Source organism: Actinoplanes sp. NPDC049668 (assembly GCF_044465445.1).
GTDB lineage: Bacteria > Actinomycetota > Actinomycetes > Mycobacteriales > Micromonosporaceae > Actinoplanes.
Genome location: NZ_JBITLR010000002.1, coordinates 1,258,667 through 1,279,607 on the forward strand (window position 1 = coordinate 1,258,667; position 20,941 = coordinate 1,279,607).

Annotated in this window: 15 protein-coding genes, 1 pseudogene and 1 CRISPR repeat array; of the genes and pseudogenes, 7 read left to right on the plus strand and 9 right to left on the minus strand. The window is 68.7% G+C overall.

Going from position 1 to position 20,941, the window contains the following annotated elements:
* The first annotated feature begins 31 nt into the window (after positions 1-31).
* Complete coding sequence (locus ACIBSW_RS12520; RefSeq protein ID WP_354729047.1) at positions 32-400, plus strand: LysR family transcriptional regulator; 369 nt, start codon at positions 32-34, stop codon at positions 398-400.
* A gap of 154 nt (positions 401-554) precedes the next feature.
* Here ACIBSW_RS12520 and ACIBSW_RS12525 read toward each other — a convergent pair whose 3' ends face one another.
* Positions 555-2,456, minus strand: coding sequence for an ATP-binding protein (locus ACIBSW_RS12525; protein ID WP_354729045.1), 1,902 nt, complete (start codon positions 2,454-2,456; stop codon positions 555-557).
* 444 nt (positions 2,457-2,900) lie between these two features.
* Complete coding sequence (locus ACIBSW_RS12530) at positions 2,901-4,076, minus strand: EAL domain-containing protein (protein WP_354729043.1); 1,176 nt, start codon at positions 4,074-4,076, stop codon at positions 2,901-2,903.
* Positions 4,077-5,206: 1,130 nt separating this feature from the next.
* Between ACIBSW_RS12530 and ACIBSW_RS12535 the strand changes: the two genes are divergently transcribed.
* A complete protein-coding gene (locus tag ACIBSW_RS12535) occupies positions 5,207-5,893 on the plus strand; it encodes a tyrosine-type recombinase/integrase (RefSeq protein ID WP_404799321.1) in 687 nt (228 codons plus the stop codon).
* Here the strand turns inward: ACIBSW_RS12535 and cas7e are convergent.
* From cas7e to ACIBSW_RS12565, 6 genes and pseudogenes are all read right to left on the minus strand, one after another.
* Positions 5,869-6,645 (minus strand): annotated as a pseudogene (gene cas7e, locus ACIBSW_RS12540) (type I-E CRISPR-associated protein Cas7/Cse4/CasC); the annotation flags it as partial. The gene ACIBSW_RS12535 and the pseudogene cas7e sit on opposite strands and share 25 nt — an antisense overlap.
* A gap of 41 nt (positions 6,646-6,686) precedes the next feature.
* The gene (gene casB / locus ACIBSW_RS12545; protein ID WP_354729037.1) at positions 6,687-7,286 is read right to left on the minus strand and encodes a type I-E CRISPR-associated protein Cse2/CasB; all 600 of its coding nucleotides are present in this window, start codon (positions 7,284-7,286) and stop codon (positions 6,687-6,689) included.
* 2 nt (positions 7,287-7,288) lie between these two features.
* A complete protein-coding gene (gene casA / locus ACIBSW_RS12550; RefSeq protein WP_354729035.1) occupies positions 7,289-8,932 on the minus strand; it encodes a type I-E CRISPR-associated protein Cse1/CasA in 1,644 nt (547 codons plus the stop codon).
* Positions 8,933-8,936: 4 nt separating this feature from the next.
* The gene (locus ACIBSW_RS12555; RefSeq protein ID WP_354729033.1) at positions 8,937-9,140 is read right to left on the minus strand and encodes a hypothetical protein; all 204 of its coding nucleotides are present in this window, start codon (positions 9,138-9,140) and stop codon (positions 8,937-8,939) included.
* Positions 9,141-9,326: 186 nt separating this feature from the next.
* Positions 9,327-12,161, minus strand: coding sequence for a CRISPR-associated helicase Cas3' (cas3, locus tag ACIBSW_RS12560; RefSeq protein ID WP_354729031.1), 2,835 nt, complete (start codon positions 12,159-12,161; stop codon positions 9,327-9,329).
* Positions 12,162-12,669: 508 nt separating this feature from the next.
* Positions 12,670-15,676: a CRISPR direct-repeat array (repeat unit 28 nt; unit sequence GTCGTCCCCGCACGCGCGGGGATCTCCC).
* 321 nt (positions 15,677-15,997) lie between these two features.
* A complete protein-coding gene (locus tag ACIBSW_RS12565; protein ID WP_354729797.1) occupies positions 15,998-16,741 on the minus strand; it encodes an HD domain-containing protein in 744 nt (247 codons plus the stop codon).
* Positions 16,742-16,810: 69 nt separating this feature from the next.
* Between ACIBSW_RS12565 and ACIBSW_RS12570 the strand changes: the two genes are divergently transcribed.
* The gene (locus tag ACIBSW_RS12570; RefSeq protein ID WP_354729799.1) at positions 16,811-17,701 is read left to right on the plus strand and encodes a LysR family transcriptional regulator; all 891 of its coding nucleotides are present in this window, start codon (positions 16,811-16,813) and stop codon (positions 17,699-17,701) included.
* Positions 17,702-17,937: 236 nt separating this feature from the next.
* Here the strand turns inward: ACIBSW_RS12570 and ACIBSW_RS12575 are convergent, their stop codons facing one another.
* On the minus strand, positions 17,938-18,282 hold the full coding sequence (locus tag ACIBSW_RS12575) for a hypothetical protein (RefSeq protein ID WP_354729801.1): 345 nt from the start codon (positions 18,280-18,282) through the stop codon (positions 17,938-17,940).
* Between the two features lie 104 nt (positions 18,283-18,386).
* Between ACIBSW_RS12575 and ACIBSW_RS12580 the strand changes: the two genes are divergently transcribed.
* The 4 genes from ACIBSW_RS12580 (at position 18,387) to ACIBSW_RS12595 (ending at position 20,929) form a co-directional block, all read left to right on the plus strand.
* The gene (locus ACIBSW_RS12580; RefSeq protein ID WP_354729803.1) at positions 18,387-18,941 is read left to right on the plus strand and encodes a hypothetical protein; all 555 of its coding nucleotides are present in this window, start codon (positions 18,387-18,389) and stop codon (positions 18,939-18,941) included.
* A gap of 418 nt (positions 18,942-19,359) precedes the next feature.
* Positions 19,360-19,689, plus strand: a complete 330-nt coding sequence (locus ACIBSW_RS12585) for a hypothetical protein (RefSeq protein ID WP_354729805.1) — start codon at positions 19,360-19,362, stop codon at positions 19,687-19,689.
* Positions 19,686-20,492 carry a hypothetical protein gene (locus tag ACIBSW_RS12590; protein WP_354729807.1) on the plus strand — a complete coding sequence of 269 codons (807 nt, stop codon included), beginning with the start codon at positions 19,686-19,688 and terminating at the stop codon, positions 20,490-20,492. The genes ACIBSW_RS12585 and ACIBSW_RS12590 overlap by 4 nt, the downstream gene beginning before the upstream one ends.
* 26 nt (positions 20,493-20,518) lie before the next feature.
* Positions 20,519-20,929: a hypothetical protein gene (locus ACIBSW_RS12595; protein WP_354729809.1), complete on the plus strand. Its 411-nt coding sequence runs from the start codon at positions 20,519-20,521 to the stop codon at positions 20,927-20,929.
* Positions 20,930-20,941 lie beyond the last annotated feature (12 nt).

Sequence of the window (20,941 nt, forward strand, 5' to 3'; positions counted from 1 at the left end):
GCCGCGACGATGGCGGAGAAAGGAGTGTCGGATGGCGCTGCCGATGACCGGCGCCGGCGCCCCAGCGGTTGATCTGGGCGACCTGCGGCTGTTCGTCGTGGTGGCGGAAGAGCTGCACTTCGGCCGTGCGGCGATCCGGCTGCACCTAAGCCAGCCGGGGCTGAGCTACCGGGTCAAGGCCCTCGTGAACGCCCTCGGGTACCAGGTGCTGGCACGCAACCGGCGTGGGGTGCGGCTGACCCCGGCGGGGGAGGTGCTGTTGGCCGGTGCCCGGCGGCTGCTGGGTGAGGCGCACCGGGCGGTCGACGACGGTGCGGGTAGCCCGGGGCGAGCTGGCCACAGTGCGGGTCGGTTTCGTCGGTTCGGCGTTGTACAGCCTGCTGCCCGCGGTCCTGCGTGAGACGCCCCGCCGGTACCCGGCGCTGCAGAGGCAGTGGTCACCGCCCTCAACGGCACGCTGTACGGCGACAACGACGGCTTTAAGGGTCTACTACCCGAGCCCGGGTACAGCAGGTCGAGTTACACGGCGATCACAGCTGCGCCGAGGACCGCCGCTACGGGGCCCTACACCCCGGAGCCTGCCTAGCCGAACCAGCTGGACGAGCATTCGCTCGCCCTTCCCACTCGGTGGTGGGGCGGATGGGTTCGGCGTCGGTGGCCGCCCGGTAGACAGCATGCAGCAGTTCCTCGGCCGTGAACGGCTTGTGGATCATCGGGATGCCGGCGGCGCGTAGCCGGTGCACGTTGGCGATGTCCTCGGTGTAGCCGGAGATCAGCAGTACCGGCATCGTCGGGTACTCCCGGCGGACCACGTCGATGAGCTGCGGGCCGGACATGCCGGGCATGATGACGTCGGTGAGCAGTAGGTCGAACGCCCTGAGGTGGAGTTGATCGAGAGCCTCGCGGCCGTGTCCGACGATCACGACCTGGTAGCCGTGGCGTTCGAGGATGCGGCCGGCGATCTCGCCTACCTCGCTGTCGTCCTCCACCACCAGGACGCGCCGGCCGTCGCCGCGGGGCGCCGGCGCAGGGGTCCAGGGCTGCGAGGGCTCGTCCGCGATGGCCAGGGGCAGCAGGATCTGGAAGGTGGTGCCGGCGCCGGGTTCGGAGCTCACGGTGATGGTGCCGCCCGCGTCGGTGACGATGCCGTACACGGTGGCCAGCCCGAGTCCGGTGCCGTGTTGTTCGGCCTTGGTGGTGAAGAACGGTTCGAAGATGTGTTCGGCGACCTCCGGGGGGATGCCGGTGCCGGTGTCGGTGACCCGGAGCCGCACGTAGGCCCCGGCGGGCAGCGGAGGCTGGCGGGTCGGGTCGTCGGGGACGTCGACCGGGTTGGCCTCCATGGCGATGACGCCGCCGTCGGGCATCGCGTCGCGGGCGTTGATGACGAGGTTGAGCAGGATCTGTTCGATGCGGCTGCGGTCGGCCTTGACGGTGACGGGCTCCTCGGCCAGGTGCGCGACCAGTTCGATGTGCGTGCCGATGCTGCGCCCGAGCAGGGTACGGGTCTCGGCGATCACCGTATTGAGGTCGATGAGTTCAGCGTTGGCGGGTTCCTGGCGGGCGAACAGCAGCAGCTGCCGCGTCAGGTCCCGGGCGCGTTCGGCGCTGCCGCGGACACGCAGGAGATCGTCGCGCACGTCCGGGTCGGTGATCTGCTCGAGGGCGAAGTCGAGATAGTTGAGGTTGATCGCGAGCAGGTTGTTGAAGTCGTGCGCGATACCCCCGGCGAGCTGGCCGAGACTCTCCAACCGCTCCGCGCGGGCCGAGCGTTCGAGGATCTGCCGGCGCTGCTCCTCGGCGCGTCTGCGGGCGGTGATGTCGCGATCGATCCCGGCCACACCGACCACGGTGCCGTGCTCATCGCGCACCGGTGAGACGCTCGACGAGATATCGATGACGGTGCCGTCCCTGCAGATCCGCTGAGTCTCCAGCAGACCGACGCCCTGACCCTCGACGAGCCCGGCCAGGATGCCCGGCACCTTCGCCGCCTTCTCCGGCGGCATCAGCATGGTGACGCTCCGTCCGACCGCCTCCTGTGCGGTCCAGCCGTAGAGGCGCGTCGCGCTGTCGTTCCAGGTGGTGATCGTGCCGTCCAGGGTGCTGGTGATGATCGCGTCCTCCGACCAGTCCACGATCGCGGCGAGCGTCGACTTGTTCTCGGCCGTCTGGAAGGCGCGGCGTTCCAAGACCTGCTGATTGCGGGCGACGGCCACGCTGAGCACACTCAACCCGGCGATCACCCACAGCCGCAACACCTGGTCGGTGGTTCCCGACAACCCCTGCCACGACGACGTGGCCCACGCCACCACCAGGGCGAAGGCACCGATGGCGGCCACCGACCAGGGGCGTGCCGACGCCGCCGCCAGCATCGGCCCGACCACGACCACCCCGAACAGCATCAACTGCGGCGGTGTTGCGAGGTCCGCGACACCGCAGGCGATGACCAATAGCACCGAGGCCACCACAACCCAGGCGCGCCGCCACCCGAATGTGTGCGAACCACGGTCGCGCCGCCACAGCCATTTCCTCATCGCAGCCCCCTGGACCAGCTGCCTAACGCTGGGTGTCTGCTCCCGCGGCACACCCGGTCCAACCCCGGATACGGCGCGGCGGCGCAGTGACGAGAGAGAATCCCGTCAGCCTCTCGCGTACCGTTGGTCCCAGCGGTGACCTCGCGTCCGGGCCGAGGTCGAAAAGACTCGGCGCCGCCGGTCTGGTCGCGGCTCCCAGCGCGTAACAGGTCCGGTCTGCCTCAGGGTCCCACGCTACCGACCGGGAAGCCGCGGAGCTTGCTGAATCCGCGTCGCAGTCCTGGTGCTGCGGCCGAATGCCCCAGAGGTATTGGTCGAGCTCCCCTCCGGATGCGCGCGGGCCTCATGGGTCTCCCGGGCGAACAACTATCCCTGCCGGTTCAGCAGAACACGGATGACGGCCGCCACCGTGGGCAGGTGATCGAGGGTCACCAGTTCGACGGTATGTCCCGCACGAACACACACCGCGTACCCGAATTCGGGCCCGATCACCGCCGCGGCGAACTCGTCCGGTACGGGACGGTCGAGCAGGATGACCGACCGGGCCCCGCCGGCAAGTTCCTGCAACGAGATGGTGATCCCGGGCAGGCCGGCCTCGGGGCAGGACGCCACGACGATCGAGGCATCGTCGGTTGCGGCGGTGTCACGTATCCGGGCCAGCGCCGCCGCGACGGCCTCGGCCGGGACGGGTTCGGCCGGCAGGTGTCGAACGGCGACCTCGAACGGCGTGCCGGTGGGTTGGTGGAAGCCCGGCCGCGGCATCCGCAGAAGGCTCGCTGCGTCCGGGTCGTAGCGGTGGCCGGTCTGGTCGATCGGTGCCGGGCGGCCGAACAGCCAGCCCTGCCCCCAGGTCGCCCCGAGCTCACGGGCGACGTGCAGGTCGGCCTCGGTCTCGATGCCCTCGGCGATCACCACGGCGCCGGTGCGTTGCGCCTCCGCGCGTACCAGGGCACATACCGTGCGGGTGTGTGCGGTGTGCGGGTTGCGGATCAGGCTCATGTCGAGCTTGATGACCTCGGGTTCGAGGATCGGGAGGAAGGCCAGCGACATCGGATCCACGCCCACGTCATCGAAGGCGATACCGAGGCCCCGCTGCTGGGCCCGCCCGGCCACCCGCAGCATGCTCCCGGGCACGGCCGGCAGCGCACGTTCGGTGTATTCGAGGATCGCCCGGAACGGCGGTCCGTTGCTGACCAGCTCAACCAGTCGCGGCGACGGCGGCTGATCCATCACCGCCGGCTCGGCGTTGAGGAACAACAGCGGCGGCGGCACAGGTACCGCCAGCGCACATTCCAGAGCCCGTTCGGAGCAGAGAATGTCCAACTCGCGGAGCCGGCCCGCGACGCTGGCCGCGGCGAACAACCGGTCCGGGAACTCCAGAGCACTGCCGACCGGGCCGCGCGCGAGCGCTTCCAACCCCATCACCGTACGGGTGGACAGGTCCACGATCGGCTGGAACAACGGTCGCACGAGTCGCCCGGCCAGGATCGCGCCGATCGTGGCGTCGGTGACCGGTGAAGCCGGTGCGTGGACGGAGTGCATCAGCCCGACCTCTCCCGGCCCGACGGGCCTTGTGTGCTCTATCGGCCGGGTGAGGCGCCGGTTTAGCGTGTTACGCATCTCTCACCTGCAGCACCACGGCGGCAATCAGAGGTTGTCCTGGCAGAAGGCGATTGCCGCGAAACTGCTCACCCCATCCAGCTCAGGCTGGGCCCCGCCTGGATAAAGACCACCTTCGACATCTACGGCCACCGCCTCCCCACGGCGACCAGACCGCTCTCCGCACCCTCGATCAGCGACCACCCGCGGCATACCAATGCGGCGAGCCGTGGCCGAAACACCGTCCACTGCCCAAGTCTTGCCCCCGGTGGCTATCCCCGCAAATACGGTACGTGGCACATATCATTGAGCATCATAGGAACCTGGGTTAACGGATGCAGTCAAGTGTTTGCATTCCACCCTCCCCTCTATTCAGAATGGAAAGGCAAAACAGCAACCGCCGGGCTCCGTTGAATCAGCGGCATAGCGACCTTCAACGCTTGCCGACCCCCACACTGCCAGTGCGCTTCATACACCCAGCGTGACCTGCACGTTTATCTATAAACGCAGGTGAGCAGGTTTTGAAGCGTCGTCTGCAGCGCTCAGCAAGCACCGAAGTGCACGTTCCGTGTTCGCATGCGATCACGGATTTCGCTACCTTCGGCTGCATGGCAAAGATGAACCCACGGGGGAACTCCTGGATCGTCCGCTGGCGAGTCGGCCGGTCTGGAAAGTGGCAGACGTGCACGTTTGACGACGAAAAACAGGCGCAGGAAGCCGAGAACCTGGCGAACGCGCACAAGCACAACATTTCTGACACTGAGGTCTATGCGATCGTCTTGGCCCTAGACACAGACCAGGCAGAGGGAGACGAGGAGACGCCGACGCCGTTGATCGGTGACCTCATCGAGGAGTGGCTCGAAGCCAAGGTCGACGTCGCCAAGAGCACCAAGAGGGAGTACGCGCGCATCCTGCACGGGAGGTGGGTCACGCAGCCGGTGGGTGATGCGCCTGCGCTGACGAAGATGCGGATCAGTGATCTTGGCCGGGCTGCGCATCTGGATCCTTGGAAGGCTGGCATGTCGGAGACGTTGATGCCGGCGGGTGTGCGCAAGCACTGGGCGGTCATGAGCATGGTGGCGCGGTCCGCCACGCCCCGTTTCCGGCTGGACAATCCGTTCGATCGTCCGGCGGGCCAGCGCACCAACGGGCTGCCGACCATCGAGCACTACGACGCGTACTTCCTCACGGTGAAGGAATCAGAGATTCTGCTGGCGGCGTGTCCGCCAGCCATCAGGGATCACGTCATCGTGGCCCTGGGTACAGGCATGCGGTTGAGCGAGTTGCTGGGTCTTCGGGTCAAGGCGGTGTCGCTGAGCGGCAAGAACCCAGCGGTCTTCGTCGTGAAGACGCTCAGCCGCACCGGCGGGCTGACTGCTCCGAAGTCGCGCAAATCTCGGCGCCCGATTCCGTTGGCTCCTCGTGTGGTCGAGGTGTTGCGGCGGCTGGTGGCCGGCAAGAACGCCAACGACTTCGTCTTCACGTCGCCGTCCGGAAGGCCGTGGGACGCGAACAACTTCCGCAACCGGGAGTGGCGGTATGTCGTGGCGCGAGCCCAGCGGTGCGCGGAGCACCCGCCGATCACTCGGAAGGTCGGCAACGGGTCGGAGTTGGATCAGGTCAAGTCGCTGGCGGTTTCGACGTGTGGTTGTCCGACACGGCTTCATCAGCGGCCGCGGTTTCACGATCTGCGGCACTCCTTCGTGGCGTACCTAATCGAGGCGGGGTTCGACTTGACGCCGACGGTGGCGTACCTGTAAAGGGTTGCGGAGGTGAACTCGACGGTGCCGATCATCGCGGCGCCGGCGTCCTCGTCGCGGGACTTGGCGTCGTCGACGGCGGTGAAGTAGTCGAACTCCACGTCGACGGCGTGCGTCGACAGAGCGTGCGCGACCTGGGCGGCGGCGTCGACGTTGAGCATGGACAGATCGGCGACCATCCGACCGAACAGGGCTACGTCGATCGGGTGGCCCTTCTGCAGCTGTTCGCGCACGGGGAGCCGGTCGACCGCGGCTTGGAGGGCATCGTCGGTCAGGGCGGCCAGGGTGGTGGCATCGGCGGCGACCAGGTCGACGATGGTGTCGATCTGCTGGTTACCGAAGAACAGCAGGTAGGAAGTCTCAGCGGCCGTCTGGGTGGTGCTGGTGTCGTCGGCGGGCTTGGTGGATTTCGCCTTACTGGTCCTCGGTTTCGCGGGGGTGATACCGAGGTCCTTGAGCAGGTAGGTGCTCAGCCGGGCCGACTGGGCCGTGTCGAGGCCGGTACGGACGCCCAAACGGTCGGCGAGCAGGGCTGAGATGCGCTTGGTGCGTACACCGCGCTCGTGTGCGGGCAGGTGCAACTGGTCGGCGAACGCGGTGCGGGTGGCGCGTTTCCATGCTTGTGACGAGACTCGGGCGCGGCGGACACCGCCGTAGACGGCCTGCTTCGGGGTGCCGGCGTCGTCGCGGTTGAGGTTCGACGGTGGCACGGTCTGCAGGATGTGGACGTCGACATATGTGCGCGGGCTCATGATGCTCCTTGGGACGTCGGTGGGCGAGTTTGCAGCGAGTGTCAGGCGGTTGCCGGGGGCGGCGGGTCTTCGGCAGGTGTGGATTGCCGGGTGGCGAAGTATTGGCTGCCCCAGCGGCGGCGGACGTCGGTGACCCGGTCGGGGTATTGCCAGTTGCGTAGGTCGCGGTACAGCTGGGTGTAGTCCAGGGGTTGCCCGCGCTTGCCGGCCGCCTCGACGTTGCGCAGTTGGGTGATCAGTCCGCGTAGATGTCCGGTGAGTTCGGTCAGGCCGCTGGCGGTCGCGGCAGCGCTGAACCTCCGGTCGATGCCGTCGCTGCTGTACAGGCCACTGTCCCGGGCGCGCAGCATCGCGGTTCCCAGGCCGATGCCGTTGGCGTGCATCGGACGTGCCTTGCCCTGCTGGTGCAGGGCGAACAGGCTGAGCGTCACGTGCTCAGCGTTGAGGGCGTAGCTCAGTGAACCGTCGGGGCGCAGCTGGCTGTAGAAGGGCCACATTTCGGGAACGTCGCCTGCCTGCCGGCCCAGCCCGCGACGCAGAGCGGCCAGATGCGCTCCGCTGGGTTCGGTGGACCGCCATCGGCCTTCGCCGTCGCTGTATCGCTGCCAGAACAGCCCACCAGATGGGGTGTAGTCGGTCATGTTCACCCTCCCGCCGGTATCGGCGTACTCGAGACCGTCCCGATGATGGTGTTGATGGCGGAGCGATAGCGGGCCTCCGCGGTGCTGGTGCGCCGGGGATGGCCGTTGGCGTCGCGGCCGAGGAATGCTGTCGGCGGGGCGCTGCTGACGGCCGGGTCGATGACTTCGAGGGCGTACCGGCGGGCGGTGGTCCGCCAGGCCGCCTCGGCCTCTGCCGCTCGTTGTGGTTGGTGCTGCAGTCCGGTCAGCAGCCGGTGCACGACCGGGGTGAACCGGTGCACGAGGGTGTCACCGATGCGCTGCCCCTGGTTCCAGGCGAGTTTGTCGCCGCCGGCGGCTTCACGCAGTTCGTCACCGAACCGGTTCGCCGCGACACGCAGGTCGTCGGCGTGCGCCACCACCTGGCCCAGCAGTGCGGCCACCGGCCCGTGAGGGTCGAGCGCGGCCAGCGGCAGCGGCAGATGGTCGACGATGACCTCTTCGACGACTGCGGATTGGGTGCCGTACTGGACGCCCACGGTCATGACCTGCACGGGCAGATCGGCCGGGAGGCAGCGCTCGGCACGCAGGTCGGCGATCTGGCGCAGCACCCGCGCGGCGGTCACCGACGATCCGGGGTCGTCCCCGACCGCGAGGAGTGCCTGCAGGCCGCGCCATGCGGCCCGCCCGGCGACGTGCCGGACGGGCACCTGACCGGCCGAGGTCGTCGAGGGCTTCCAGGCCGTGTGCGGCTCGACATCCTGCGGGAACGGCGACAGCCGATCACCTGCGGCGACCACCACACGCCGGATAACCACCCTGTCGCCGTCACGTTCGGGGAGCAGCCGGATCCGGCGGGCCTGCCAGGTCAGCAGATCCAGCAATCCCTGGGCGGGCCGTGATCGCCACGCCGGCCCGGCCGGGTCGTCGCTGTCATGCTCCGATGTCCGCCACTGTGGCCGGTCCGTGGCCCGGAACGGCTGTGGCTGGATCGGGGTGTGCAGCATCAACGTCTCGAACAGGGTCTGGCCCCATGGCACGACCACGCCGAGCGACCCCAGCGGCCCGGTCACGTTGCCGGTCGTCTTGCCCGCCTTCACCGCCGGGTCACCGACTGCCCCTGACTTGATGCCCGCCGTGTCGAAACACTGCGTCGCCAGCAACGCCCGTAACGCTTCGGCCGGTGTGAGCGACGGCGGATCCGCTTCGGTACGCGCGGAGAACAACGGCACGTTGTTACCCGACGCTGCCGCGGCGATCAGCAGCGACACAGGCTTGGTGTCACCTCCGGCCGTCGCAAGCCCAGCGACCTGGGCAAACGGGCGCGGGCCAAACAGCTGGAAGCGGTCGGCGTAGCGCTCGAGGTAGTCGCCGATCCGAGCGGCGTCGAGGCGGCCCTTGTTCCACAGCAGATGCCACTCGTCCTCGTCGGCCGGAGGAGGCAGCCCTTGCGGCCCGCCGAACATCGCATCCAGGTACGCCGGCAGCAGCACCTGCCGGAACACCGCGACGGTCTCCAACGGGGTGTCAACAGCCAGGCCATCGATGCGATGCGATTCGACCAGGCACTCCCGCAACGACAGAAGGCGCCTCGAACCGTCGACCAGCACCGGAATCCACGGTCCGAGCGCCACATCGAACGCCGGCGCAGACGTCACCGTCGACATGCGCTCACCAGCCCTGCTGCAACCACGTCACCACGAGCGGAAGCCCGAAGCCGACGATCACCAGCCGGACCTCGATCAGCGCGGGACGGTGCGTTAGAACCCAGTGCCGAAGCTGCGCCAGCGGCATCGGCTGGATCCGGCCCGACGGGACGTTCGCCCCTCGTTCCTCTGCGGGAGTCGGACGCGGCTGAGCGAACTCGATCGTCACTCGAACGACCAGTGGAAGCTCTGCTTGGTCTGGCACGAACGGTAGCGTTCAAGATCGATGCTCCAACTGTTGTGTCATGTCAGGACGGATCTGGAGATCGGGGTCGGTGCGCCGGGGCCGTCCGGGGCATGCGCCGGGTATTTCATGTTGTGCCAGGTCGGAGTGTTGTCCCAGCAAGAGCTGGGGCTATCTCATCTGGGCGGGTGCCGGCTCGACGAGCAAGCCGAGCTCGTCGTCGTAGACGACCGGGTACCCGCCCAGGACAGCGGAGCGCTGCCCATCGAGGATTAGTGCACGCGTGCGGCGTAGCCAAGGGTCGTCGCCGCACTCGGGCAACGGGCGCAGCTCGGCCTTCGCCGCAACGGTGAGCCGGTCGTAAGGGGGCATGCGAACGGCGGTGTTCAGCACCGCTTCGACAAGTTCCTGATCGTATAGCGCCGCACCGGTGGTCCCGAGCGCCCTGCCCTGAAGGGTCTGGAACCCGCGCTCGTCGTGTCGCACGAGGATGACCTCGACGGATTCGGGTCCGTCGCGCACGACGGCGGCCACAGCATCGTCGTCGCCCAGGTCCGCAGTCGCGATCTCGTGCAGCCCGGCGAGATCTTTCAGACCCAGCGCGTCCTCGCCGGCCAGCAGGAAGGCGCCAGCTTTCGAGGCTCGCTTCTGCTGGCAAATCTGCCACCGCGCCTTGGCATCGGCGACAGCGTCCGACCAGCCGTCGGGGACGGTCTGGGAGTCGGCGTACCCACGGCGGACCAGCGCCGGAACGTCACGCGGGATATGCCAGCCTGGACCGTTCGCGGCCTCGAGGACCAGGTGCGCCGCGTGCAGCAACAGGTAATCGCCGTACACCGTGGTACTGCCCGGCACGAATATTGGGGCCTGACCGGGACGTGGGCGCATGCCCGTGACCACCACACGTGGCGCCGACACCCGCGAGGGTCGATCACCGGGGCGGCGAGCGTGCCGATGCAGGCGTCCTGCACGCTGCAGCAGCAGATCGATCGGCGCCACGTCTGTGACCAGGAGGTCGACGTCGATGTCGAAGGACTGCTCGGCCAGCTGGGTGGCTACCACGATCAACCGTCGTGGCCGGTCTGCCCCGGCCGGCCGGCCCGGTGGCCCGAGCAGATCCAAGATCCGCGCACTGCGGTCGGCCCGCTCGCCCACGGTCAGCCGCGAGTGGAGCAGCACCACCTCATCGTCGCCGAAGGCCGCCCTCACCGCTCGATAGGCGTGCTGGGCGCGGCCCACGGTGTTGCGGACGATCAGTGCGCAGCCGCCGTCCGCCAGGTCTTCCTGCAGCATCGCGACCATCGCGTCGGGGCCGTCGGGTTGCCCTTCGGGCAGTACCTCGACGCGGACCGGCACGGAGTCACGCCACGCCGGCGCGGCAACCACATGCAGGCCGGGCCCATCCGCGTCCAGCCAACCCGACCGCACGACCGGATAGCCGCCGTCGGCGACCAACGCTGCCGGAGCCTCGATGTCGCGGCGCCCGCTCGAGCCCTGAAGGTAGGCGACGGCCAGGCGTTCACGCAGCGGCGGCGGCAGCGTCGCCGACAACAAGATCACCGGCACTCCGGCATCGGCGAGCCACCGCAACACCTCACACAGGAACTGCTCCATGTAGACGTCGTACGCGTGAACCTCGTCCAGGATCACCACACGGCCGGCCAGACCCGCATGCCGCAACATCACATGCCGCGTCCGGGTGGCCGCGTGCAGCAGCTGGTCGACGGTCCCGACCGTCATCGGCATCAACAGTCCCCGCTTCGCGGCAAGGAACCACTCCGACGGAGCCTCGGCCGCCCGCCGCACGGCGGTGCCGCCGAGACCGTACTCGTCGCTGCAGCCGAACTCATCGGTGCCGCCTTCCCCGACACTCAGGAAACGCATCTCACGCAGCTCGCGCCACTGCTTGTTGAACTGTCGCTTGCCGTGCAACAGACCGACCGGCGTCCCCGGCTGCACCCGCTGCGCCCATTCCAGCACCCGGCTGAACATCGGATCGCTGGTGGCCTGCGTCGGCATTCCCACGAACACGCCGTTCGCCCCGAAGCGACGGGCCAACACCTCAGCAGCGGCCAACGCCGCCTCCGTCTTGCCCTCCCCCATCGGCGCCTCGATCATCATCAAACCCGCCGTCGGCATCTGCTCCGCCACCGCCACCGCAGCACGCTGCACCGGGCGGCACTCCCGCCCGAACCGCAACGCCGTCAAGTCCGAAACAGGCACATAAGGCTCGGCGGCCCAACCCCCGTGTAGGTCAAGGTCACGCCACGCCGACTCCGCCCGGTCCCGCGCCGCAGCCATCGACACCAGCCCGACCTCGTCGACACCGGCGAACTGCGAACCGCTCGCAATCCAGTCCGCCATGATGATCGCCCCAGAGAACGCCAACTGCTCAGCACGACGTGGAACCGACCTCGGCCGCAGGTCGCCCAAGTCCAGGCCCAACGCCTCCACCACGGCAGCAACCACGGCATCCTGAGCCGCCATCCACCGCGGCCCGATCCCCTGCGCGTCGCCTCTTCCAGGAGCACCGCCGGAGTACTTCCCCTTGCCCGGCACCACCCCGTGATGACCCGCGATCAAGGGTGCCACCCACCGCACGGACGCGCGGCTCCAACCTGCCCGGTCCAGCACCCGGTCCACGATCACCGCACCAGCCAGCGTGTGATGCCACGCTCGCGACCGTCCGTCCAGCGCCCCCCACATCAGACCCGCGGCCTGAACCCGCGCCGCCAACTCGGGCACCTTGCTTTGAAAGGCCGGGCTGGCCTTGCCGACATCATGCAAACCGCACAAAAGCGAAAATATCGCCCTGCCTTGCCCGCCGGTGAAGTCGTCGCACCAAGTCCGTACGCCGGCCGAGAACCACCGGTCCCACAACAACTCGGCTACAGCAGCCGTGTCCAACAGATGCTGAATCAACAGGTTCGGTCGTGAGGAGCCAGCTGGCCCAGCCTTGGACTTTCCCCAAAACACACCCACGACCGGATCCAACGACGGATACATGGCCGACACCATAAAGATGTCCACCGACACTTTCGGCCTAGCGACCGGGAATGGATGCGCCAAACACTGCAAAACAATCAGGTCAAGTACCCGAACGGGTTAGATATAGTCCTAATGATGCGGCTTCGCATTTCGCATCAATTCGACCCGGGTTAAGGTTGGCTGCTATTCAAGAGCCGCCGCAACCAAGATCCAAGGACGCCGGCTTGGGCAATCACGCGAGGCACCAGGATTCCTCGGCAGCGCCCGCCGCCAGCGGCGCAGGCCACGTCGACATCGAACGAACCACCTACAGCCACCTCATCAACGAACCAGCACACGAGTACGAGACTCGCCTTTGAACACTCCCAACTACACGAAGAGGCCGCGGACAGGTCGCGGCCGAACCAGCCCTCAACAAACAAGGATGGTCCCACGCACCATCGGCCGAGGACGTTGGCATCCCGTGGACCTGAACGGACTGATACTTTCCGCCCGACCACGCCAATAAAACCGCAGCTCAACAAGTGTCGTCCCCGCACGCGCGGGGATCTCCCCAGAAGACCGACGCCCTGGCCATCGAGACCAACGTCGTCCCCGCACGCGCGGGGATCTCCCGGACGTCGTCGTCGCGATCAGGGTCACCGGCAAGTCGTCCCCGCACGCGCGGGGATCTCCCCGCGTGCCTGCCGGTCTGCTACCAGACGGTGACGTCGTCCCCGCACGCGCGGGGATCTCCCGGTGTCCGCGCCGATCGTCGTCTGGCTGGCGGTGTCGTCCCCGCACGCGCGGGGATCTCCCCCTTCATCGCGCCGATCTGGTGGCGGCCAAGATGTCGTCCCCGCACGCGCGGGGATCTCCCGGTGGCCAGCTCGATCTCTGCGGACCCGTCGCTGTCGTCCCCGCACGCGCGGGGATCTCCCCGATCGTCCGGGTGTTCATGCTCGGCTTGCACAGTCGTCCCCGCACGCGCGGGGATCTCCCGACGACCCGGAACACCTGTGCGGCAAGGTCAACGTCGTCCCCGCACGCGCGGGGATCTCCCGTACGAGGCCGGTTTCGGCGTCAGCTTCGAGATGTCGTCCCCGCACGCGCGGGGATCTCCCGACGTGGCTACAGGCCATGCCGGCGTGGGTCACGTCGTCCCCGCACGCGCGGGGATCTCCCGATGTTGCTGTAGGTGAACCCGGCGCTGACGCCGTCGTCCCCGCACGCGCGGGGATCTCCCGTGGGTTGCGCCGATGGAGAGAGATTGCAGGACGTCGTCCCCGCACGCGCGGGGATCTCCCCCCGGGCATCTTCGTCCTCGGCCAGCCGGGAGTGTCGTCCCCGCACGCGCGGGGATCTCCCCTGCACCGGCCTGGTTCAGCACTCCGACCACCTGTCGTCCCCGCACGCGCGGGGATCTCCCACGTCACCGTCGTGGACGTCGCCGACCTGCTGCGTCGTCCCCGCACGCGCGGGGATCTCCCGGCGGTTCGCCGGATGTTCCGAACGGTGCGGAAGTCGTCCCCGCACGCGCGGGGATCTCCCGCGACCGGGGCGACCCGGGATGAGCCGCCACCGGTCGTCCCCGCACGCGCGGGGATCTCCCCCGCGCGGCTGTTGTGCGCGTCGTTGGGAAACGGTCGTCCCCGCACGCGCGGGGATCTCCCTCACCCGTCGGCGTCCGAGCGGGAAGACCAGCCGTCGTCCCCGCACGCGCGGGGATCTCCCGGACACGGGCGCCACCACCACCGCCGAGATCGAGTCGTCCCCGCACGCGCGGGGATCTCCCCTCCGCGACCGTCGACGCGGCGCAGTCGCTGCGGTCGTCCCCGCACGCGCGGGGATCTCCCGTTCCACCACGCCCGCCAGCACCCGCGCACCGGGTCGTCCCCGCACGCGCGGGGATCTCCCCTGCAGCTGGCCGGGGTCGCGCAGTTCGGTGATGTCGTCCCCGCACGCGCGGGGATCTCCCGCCCCGGGAACCCGAAGGCAAGCCCGGGGCCTGGTCGTCCCCGCACGCGCGGGGATCTCCCTGTCCCGCTCGGCCTCGCCGGCGTCACACTTCCGTCGTCCCCGCACGCGCGGGGATCTCCCTGGTCATAGCTGCACTCCGTTGATCGGCTGGAAGTCGTCCCCGCACGCGCGGGGATCTCCCAACTCGCCGAACCCGACCACGAGGTGCCGGGGTGTCGTCCCCGCACGCGCGGGGATCTCCCTCTGTTCAGGGTGGACCGGTTGAAGCCGGTCTCGTCGTCCCCGCACGCGCGGGGATCTCCCGCTTAGCGTCGGGCCGGCCCTCTGTTACATGCTGTCGTCCCCGCACGCGCGGGGATCTCCCGATGTCCGCCGAAAGCGAGCCGCACATGATGCGGTCGTCCCCGCACGCGCGGGGATCTCCCGACGGTGCGGTAGAGGAAGAGCACGATCGGGATGTCGTCCCCGCACGTGCGGGGATCTCCCGTTCGTCTCGCGCCTTTGGGCCAGAAATTGCCCGTCGTCCCCGCACGCGCGGGGATCTCCCGAAGCGGCTGCAGCGCAACATCGGCCAGGTGCCGTCGTCCCCGCACGCGCGGGGATCTCCCGACCCGAACGGCGGCGGCATCCTCACGTCCGCGGTCGTCCCCGCACGCGCGGGGATCTCCCTCGGGCGACGCGGCTCGACTTCGCTGAGGCGTAGTTGTCCCCGCACGCGCGGGGATCTCCCCTGTGCCTGCCAACCCTTCCGGTCGTAAGTACTGTCGTCCCCGCACGCGCGGGGATCTCCCCGCCGCGTCCTCGATCCAACCGTATGGGTGACCGTCGTCCCCGCACGCGCGGGGATCTCCCTCGGGCGACGCGGCTCGACTTCGCTGAGGCGTAGTTGTCCCCGCACGCGCGGGGATCCCCCCTCAGCGATCGAGGTCCGCAGGTCGGACAGCATGTCGTCCCCGCACGCGCGGGGATCTTCCGGTCTACCTCGTCCGCGACATCAAGGCCAAGACGTCGTCCCCGCACGCGCGGCGATCTCCCCCCGCAGGGCGTCGGTCAGGGCCTGACCGCCGCGTCGTCCCCGCACGCGCGGGGATCTCCCCTGCTCGGCGTTGCAGTTGATGGTCCGGATGTGGTCGTCCCCGCACGCGCGGGGATCTCCGCTTTTCGATCACAGCGCCGTTCTGTCGGCCGGGTCGTCCCCGCACTCGCGGGATCTCCCCGGGTGATCTCGCCGGCGGCTTCGCCGTTCTCTGTCGTCCCCGCACGCCCGGGGACTCCCCCTACTGGCGCGTGCGGGTGTTGTGCCTGTGTGGTCGTCCCCGCACGCGCGGGGATCTCCGTGAGCTGCCGCCTTGCGCACATGTTGGCTTGACGTCGTCCCTGCACGCGCGGGGATCTCCCCCGCACTAGGGTCCGGCCTTTCTCGTGCCTCAGGTCGTCCCCGCACGCGCGGGGATCTCCCCTCCGGCGGGGGTCAGGTAAGACCTGACCCCCGTCGTCCCCGCGCGCAGGGATCCCCGTCACCCCCTGAACCAAGCGAGCCGCCCAGCTCGTCCCCGCACGCGCGGGGATCTTTCGCGCGGACCGCGCCGACGTCCCACTGGATTGCCGTGTCGTCCGTGCGCGCGGGGTCTCGACTGCTGGCCTGGCCAACAAGACGACCTGGGAGGTGCTAGCAAAACGCCGACTTGCTCCCGGCCGACCCCGACCCCGCCGGCCGCACTGCATCTCCGTCCTGGCAACGAAATGACTGCCAATCCAGCAGACCACCTCTCCCGCCCGCGAATCGACCGCGAGGAGATCGCCCACGTACGCGAATGTCTCCGACAACAGATCCGGGACGAAAACCGGCCAAAGACACAATGACCCGCGAGCTGCAGCAGGCTTTGCAGTACAAGTTAGGCGGCGAGGATGGCGGCGAACCGCTGCCGGGCGAGGTTGAGCTGCCGGTGGATGTGGTCCTTCACGTCCTCGCTCAAGGGAGTGTCCGGCCGATCGAGCAGTTCGCGGAGCACCGGAACGGCAGTGTCGTATTTGTGGGCGGACCGGGCGAGCTTGGGTCCGATGGCGTGGATGATGCCGGCGCCGTTGTCGGTGAAGTCGGACAGCTTGATCACTCTGGCCCACGGCTGCGCGTCCAGGGCCGCGGCGAGGTGATCGGTGTAGTGGCGGATCCGGTCGACGCTGTCCGGTCGTGGGGGTGTCGTGAGCGCCGCTACCAGGCGCGCTACCCGCGGGTTGTATCGCTCCGCGATCGCTGTGAGGGCCTGCGCGGTCGGTGGAGGTCCGTGTCTGGTGATGCCGGTGACCGCCCACGGCTGGTCCTCGACCACGTCGTGGAGCAGGCCGGCGGCCAGCACATCGGCGTCGGTGACCCGGTAGTGGCACAGCATCCGCAGGGTCACCCGCAGCGGATGGTTCACGTATGGCTCGCGGGTGCGGCGCTGCCCGGCGTGCAGGTCCGTCGCCCAGCCGGCGGCGTCGTCGATGACGCGGCGGTGCGGGTCCGGCAGTCGCTCGAGTTCGAGCGTCAGCCGGCGGCGTAATCCCGGCTCGCCGTAGACCTCGGTGATCGCGTGCAGTGGCATCACCCGCAGCTGCGCTGCGGATACTCGAGCGTGGTTCGCATCTGTTGTCGTCATATATTGATGATCGACGTTACGGATCTTCGAGGGAACTAATCGTTAGGCCGCGGGTTATAGGGTTGTTCTATGGCCGAGGTGCGGGTGTCATCCGATGCGCTGGCCGCGTTCGTGGTCTTCGCCGGGCACCTCAACCTGACCCGTGCGGCCCAAGAGCTGCACATCAGCCAGCCGTCGTTGCACTCGAAGCTGGCCACCCTAGCCCGGCAGCTTGGCCGCCCGCTGTACCAGCGGGTCGGTAACCGGCTCCGGCTCACCCCGGACGGGGAACGGGTGGCACGGTTCGCCCGGGACCACGAGGAACGTCTGGCGCAGTTCCTCGACGAGCTCCGCGGCACCCCGCCCACCCGGCCTCTGGTCATCGCTTCTGGGCATACCGCCTACCTGTATCTGCTCGGTGCCACCATCCGCGGCATGCTCACCGAGCGCCCCGGAAGCCTGCGTCCTCTGCACACCAACCGCCGGCAGATGCATGCCGCGGTGTTGACCGGTCGTGCCCACCTCGGCGTCTTCAGCCTCCATGTGCTGCCCGACGACCTGACAACCGTGCCTATCGCGACCTTCCCGCAGATGCTGCTCATGCCCGAAGACCACCGGCTCGCCCGTAAACGCAGTCTGCGCCTGCGCGACCTGGCCGACGCCGAACTGATCGTCGGTCCCCCGACTCGCCCGCACCGGATCAACCTCGAGCGGGCCCTGACCGACGCCGGCGTCGGCTGGACCGTCGCCGTGGAGGCCGAGGGCCTGCCGATGACCCTCGACTTCGCCGCTCTCGGTGTCGGGCTGGCCGTCGTTGCCGGCTGCGTCCAACCCCCCGAAGGTCTGGTGGGCCGCCGCATCACTGACCTGCCCCGAGTCACCTTTCACGCGATCCACCGCCCCGGCGCCATGGGCGATCCCCGGGTCGCTGACCTGCTCGCCCGGATCCGCGCGAACATCCCCCGCACTGCCCGACCATGACGGCGAGTCCTTGGGCATCCTCATGGAGCCGACCAGGCTCACGGTCAGGATGTCCGTCGATGTGGGTCTAGCCCAACGCCAGGCGGCTGCCCTCCGGGACATTCGCCCTGCCACGACGTCGTCCAAGGCGTCTGTCATCGATGCCGGACGTTGGATCCGGCCATCCCTGATTCGTTCGCAACTGCGTACTGAAGAAGGCGTGCTCGGACCGCTACGGTGCCCTGCGTGGTGGCCGATCAGGAGCAGTTGTCGCGGTGACGGCCGAGGTTACTCGGGGTCCTGTTGACCCCGGCCAGTTCCTCGCGCATGCGAAGAATCTCGATGTCCTGAGAGAGCAGCTGGCCGAGGTGCGGGTCACCGTCCAGCGGATCAGTCACGAGTGGTCGGCGTTCGGGACCTCCCGTGGGTGGAGCCTGACCGGCCTGGGCGACAGGTACGCCCGGCAGGAAGACCTGATCGCCTACGTCGAGGAAAGCCTGCAACTGATGGTCGACGGTCTCCTGCGTGTCGCGGACGGCACCCAGGAGCTCAAAGATCTGATCCGCCGCGAGGACGATCCAAAACCCTCGACGGCACGCCACTCATCGACGAGCCCACGCTCTCGCCGACCGGATGCACCGATAGTGCGATCGCCAGGGCACAGGACAGGGAGTGGGTCGAGCCTCAGCTGGCCGGCGCCGCACCAGTGGCGGAGTTCGCGACGCCGGTCGACCAGCGGCACGCGGTATTGCGCGCTGGTGGACTGCACTACGCGACGACCCACATCGGCCCGCTACGGCAACTGCTCGACGATCTCGCCGGGATACCGGACATGGCGGCCGCGCACGTGGCCGTCTGGGGAACCGTCGGCGCCGACCTGCACCAGATCAGCGTCTTGTTGCGGGAATGTCTCGACCAGGACCTACCTCGACGGGACCGGCTGGACGTGCGGTCCTATCTGGCGCTGATGGCCCACAACGTCAACGCGTTGGCGGGGTTCGCCGAGCTTGCCGTCGCTATGGCGGTCGTCATGAGGTGCGCCAATGACGTGATCCTGCTGACGCGCGACATCATCCGCGGCATCATCGGTGACTTGTTCGCCCGGGTGATCCTCTGGATCGTCGATTCCCCGACCGCCAGTTCCCGGGACGTGATGGAAGCCCGGTTGGGCATCATCACCGCTACGGCCTGGCGCATCCGCGCGTATGTCGATGCGATGATGACCAGCATCTTCACGCTCTCCTGGACGGTCGACGGTTGAGTCGACGGGAACACCGAAACGCAGCCGTCAGACGCCGCGCGTCGTGTGTGCGGTTCAGACGTCGTCGCCGGGCAGGTGGGTCGGATATGTGGCAGGGCCGATGTCGAACCGTTGTCGGGGTCTTGCTCGTGTTCGTAGTGCAGGGTCGGGCTGCCCCTATGGGTTCAGCCTGGCTGGATAGCATCGGTGAGCTTCGGGAGGGATGTCGTGGGCGAGCTGGCTGAGCGGTTGAGTCTGCTCAGCGTGCAGGCGCGTTCGCCTGACGGCGGGTTGAGCGCCGCAGTCCGGGGTCGTCACGACGTGCAGGTGTCCTTCGCCGTCGACTCCTATCGTCGCTACCAGGCGGACGCCCTTGCGCGGCAGTTGGAGGCGTTGGCCACGTTGCTGTGGGCCGCGTACCGCAGGCGATATCTGGACATTGTCGCTGACTGGGCGGGGGCACGGCGAGGAACTCGAGCCGAGCGATGAGGACCGGCGGTTTCAGCGCCAGCTGGACGAACTGACGGTGGAGGCCAGGTCGGTGCGGGGCTGGCTGACGGTGAGGAGCCGGGCGCTGGTCTGGTGGCAGGTGTCGATCGCCGGTGAGCCGGCCGGGTCGCTGTCCGAGCGGGAGTTCTTGGCGGAGCTCGACAGTGTGATCGGTGCGCTGCTCGCCGACTATGACGCGCAGGTGATCGTGCTGACGGATGCGGTGTATGACATCGGGTTGCCGCGAGAGATGCGGGCCGGACGACAGGGAGTGGCATGACGACCGAGGCTGGAGCAGGCGGCCGGCGCCTGCAACCGGGGCATTGGCTGCTGATCGGCATCGTTGTCCTGCTCGTGGGCGTGGCCGCTTTCGTGGTGCTGCGCCGCGGTGATGCCGATCCGACCGCGGCGGATCCAGGGGACACGCCGTCCGCGACGGCCGGCACGTCGACGCCGCCTCGGGCGGACTGCGAACCGCAGGTCACCGCGACCGGAATCGACGCGGCCGGTGTCGCGTACGGGTTCGTCTACCGCAGCCGCTGCGATCAGGTGGTTCGTGAGCTGAAGTTCCGGGTCACGGCGTTGGACGCCGACAGCAACCCGATCGGCGGGGTCACCGAGGGCACGGCCTCCGGCGGGGTGTTGTTCCCGGGCGGTGAGCTGGCGGCCGCGGGTGAGCTGCAGAACCCCACCAAGGCGAAGGTCTCGGGGATTCAGGTCACGGTCACCGGCTACGGCGCCTACCCGCCGGGGGACTTCTCCGGATGGACGCAGCCGGAGGTGGTCAGTCTGGCCCAGAGCAAGCCCGGCGCGCAGGGGTTCACGGACATCACCGGACTGCTGCGGTCGACGCAGCCGGGTGTGCCGGTGTGCATCGCCGAGTTCGTGCTGATCATGCGGGACACCGGCGACAAGATTCTCTACACCCAGGCCGAGACGACCTCCGAGGCCAGCAGGCCGACGCCGTCGTTCTCCGTGCCCCCGGTACCCGGCGCCGACCTGGCGCACACCACGATCTACGCGCCGCAGCGGCCGCGGACCGCGACGCCACCGGCCGCGGGCGTCGCCTGCGACGGTTCCTGACCGCCGCGACCCAGGAGGAGGCAGCCATGGAGGGTTGGCAGTTCGCCGCCGAGTTGTCCCAGCTGCGCGTCGTCTCGCGGGTGGACCTTCCGGCGCTGAGCCACGCGTACGCGTCGATGAACCAGGCGGTGGACCGCACCGCCGGTCAGGAGGGCGGCGCTTTCGCCGCGCCGGGCGGCGGCGTCGCGCCCGCCCACGGCCTGTGGTCGTCGTTGCGGGATGACCTGCAGAACATCCTCGGCCGGACCGCGACGAACATGCTCGACGCCGGTGTCGTCCTCGAGCACATCGTGGACACGTACGCCGCGGCCGACGCCGCCGCGGCGAGCAGCCTGGAGGCCGCGTGGGCCGGCGGGCAGACGCCCGGGCTGCTGGAGGCCGAGGAGAGGTTCACCCGCGAGGTGCTACCACCCGTGGTCCTCAAGACCGACGACTGAATCGACCGGCAC

Coding starts and splice junctions, on each gene's coding strand:
- ACIBSW_RS12595 (WP_354729809.1), top strand. CDS start 20,519: ATGGAGGGTTGGCAGTTCGCCGCCGAGTTGTCCCAGCTGCGCGTCGTC.
- casB (WP_354729037.1), bottom strand. CDS start 7,286: ATGACCGACTACACCCCATCTGGTGGGCTGTTCTGGCAGCGATACAGC.
- casA (WP_354729035.1), bottom strand. CDS start 8,932: ATGTCGACGGTGACGTCTGCGCCGGCGTTCGATGTGGCGCTCGGACCG.
- ACIBSW_RS12565 (WP_354729797.1), bottom strand. CDS start 16,741: ATGACGACAACAGATGCGAACCACGCTCGAGTATCCGCAGCGCAGCTG.
- cas3 (WP_354729031.1), bottom strand. CDS start 12,161: ATGTATCCGTCGTTGGATCCGGTCGTGGGTGTGTTTTGGGGAAAGTCC.
- ACIBSW_RS12520 (WP_354729047.1), top strand. CDS start 32: ATGGCGCTGCCGATGACCGGCGCCGGCGCCCCAGCGGTTGATCTGGGC.
- ACIBSW_RS12535 (WP_404799321.1), top strand. CDS start 5,207: ATGGTGGCGCGGTCCGCCACGCCCCGTTTCCGGCTGGACAATCCGTTC.
- ACIBSW_RS12590 (WP_354729807.1), top strand. CDS start 19,686: ATGACGACCGAGGCTGGAGCAGGCGGCCGGCGCCTGCAACCGGGGCAT.
- ACIBSW_RS12570 (WP_354729799.1), top strand. CDS start 16,811: ATGGCCGAGGTGCGGGTGTCATCCGATGCGCTGGCCGCGTTCGTGGTC.
- ACIBSW_RS12530 (WP_354729043.1), bottom strand. CDS start 4,076: ATGCACTCCGTCCACGCACCGGCTTCACCGGTCACCGACGCCACGATC.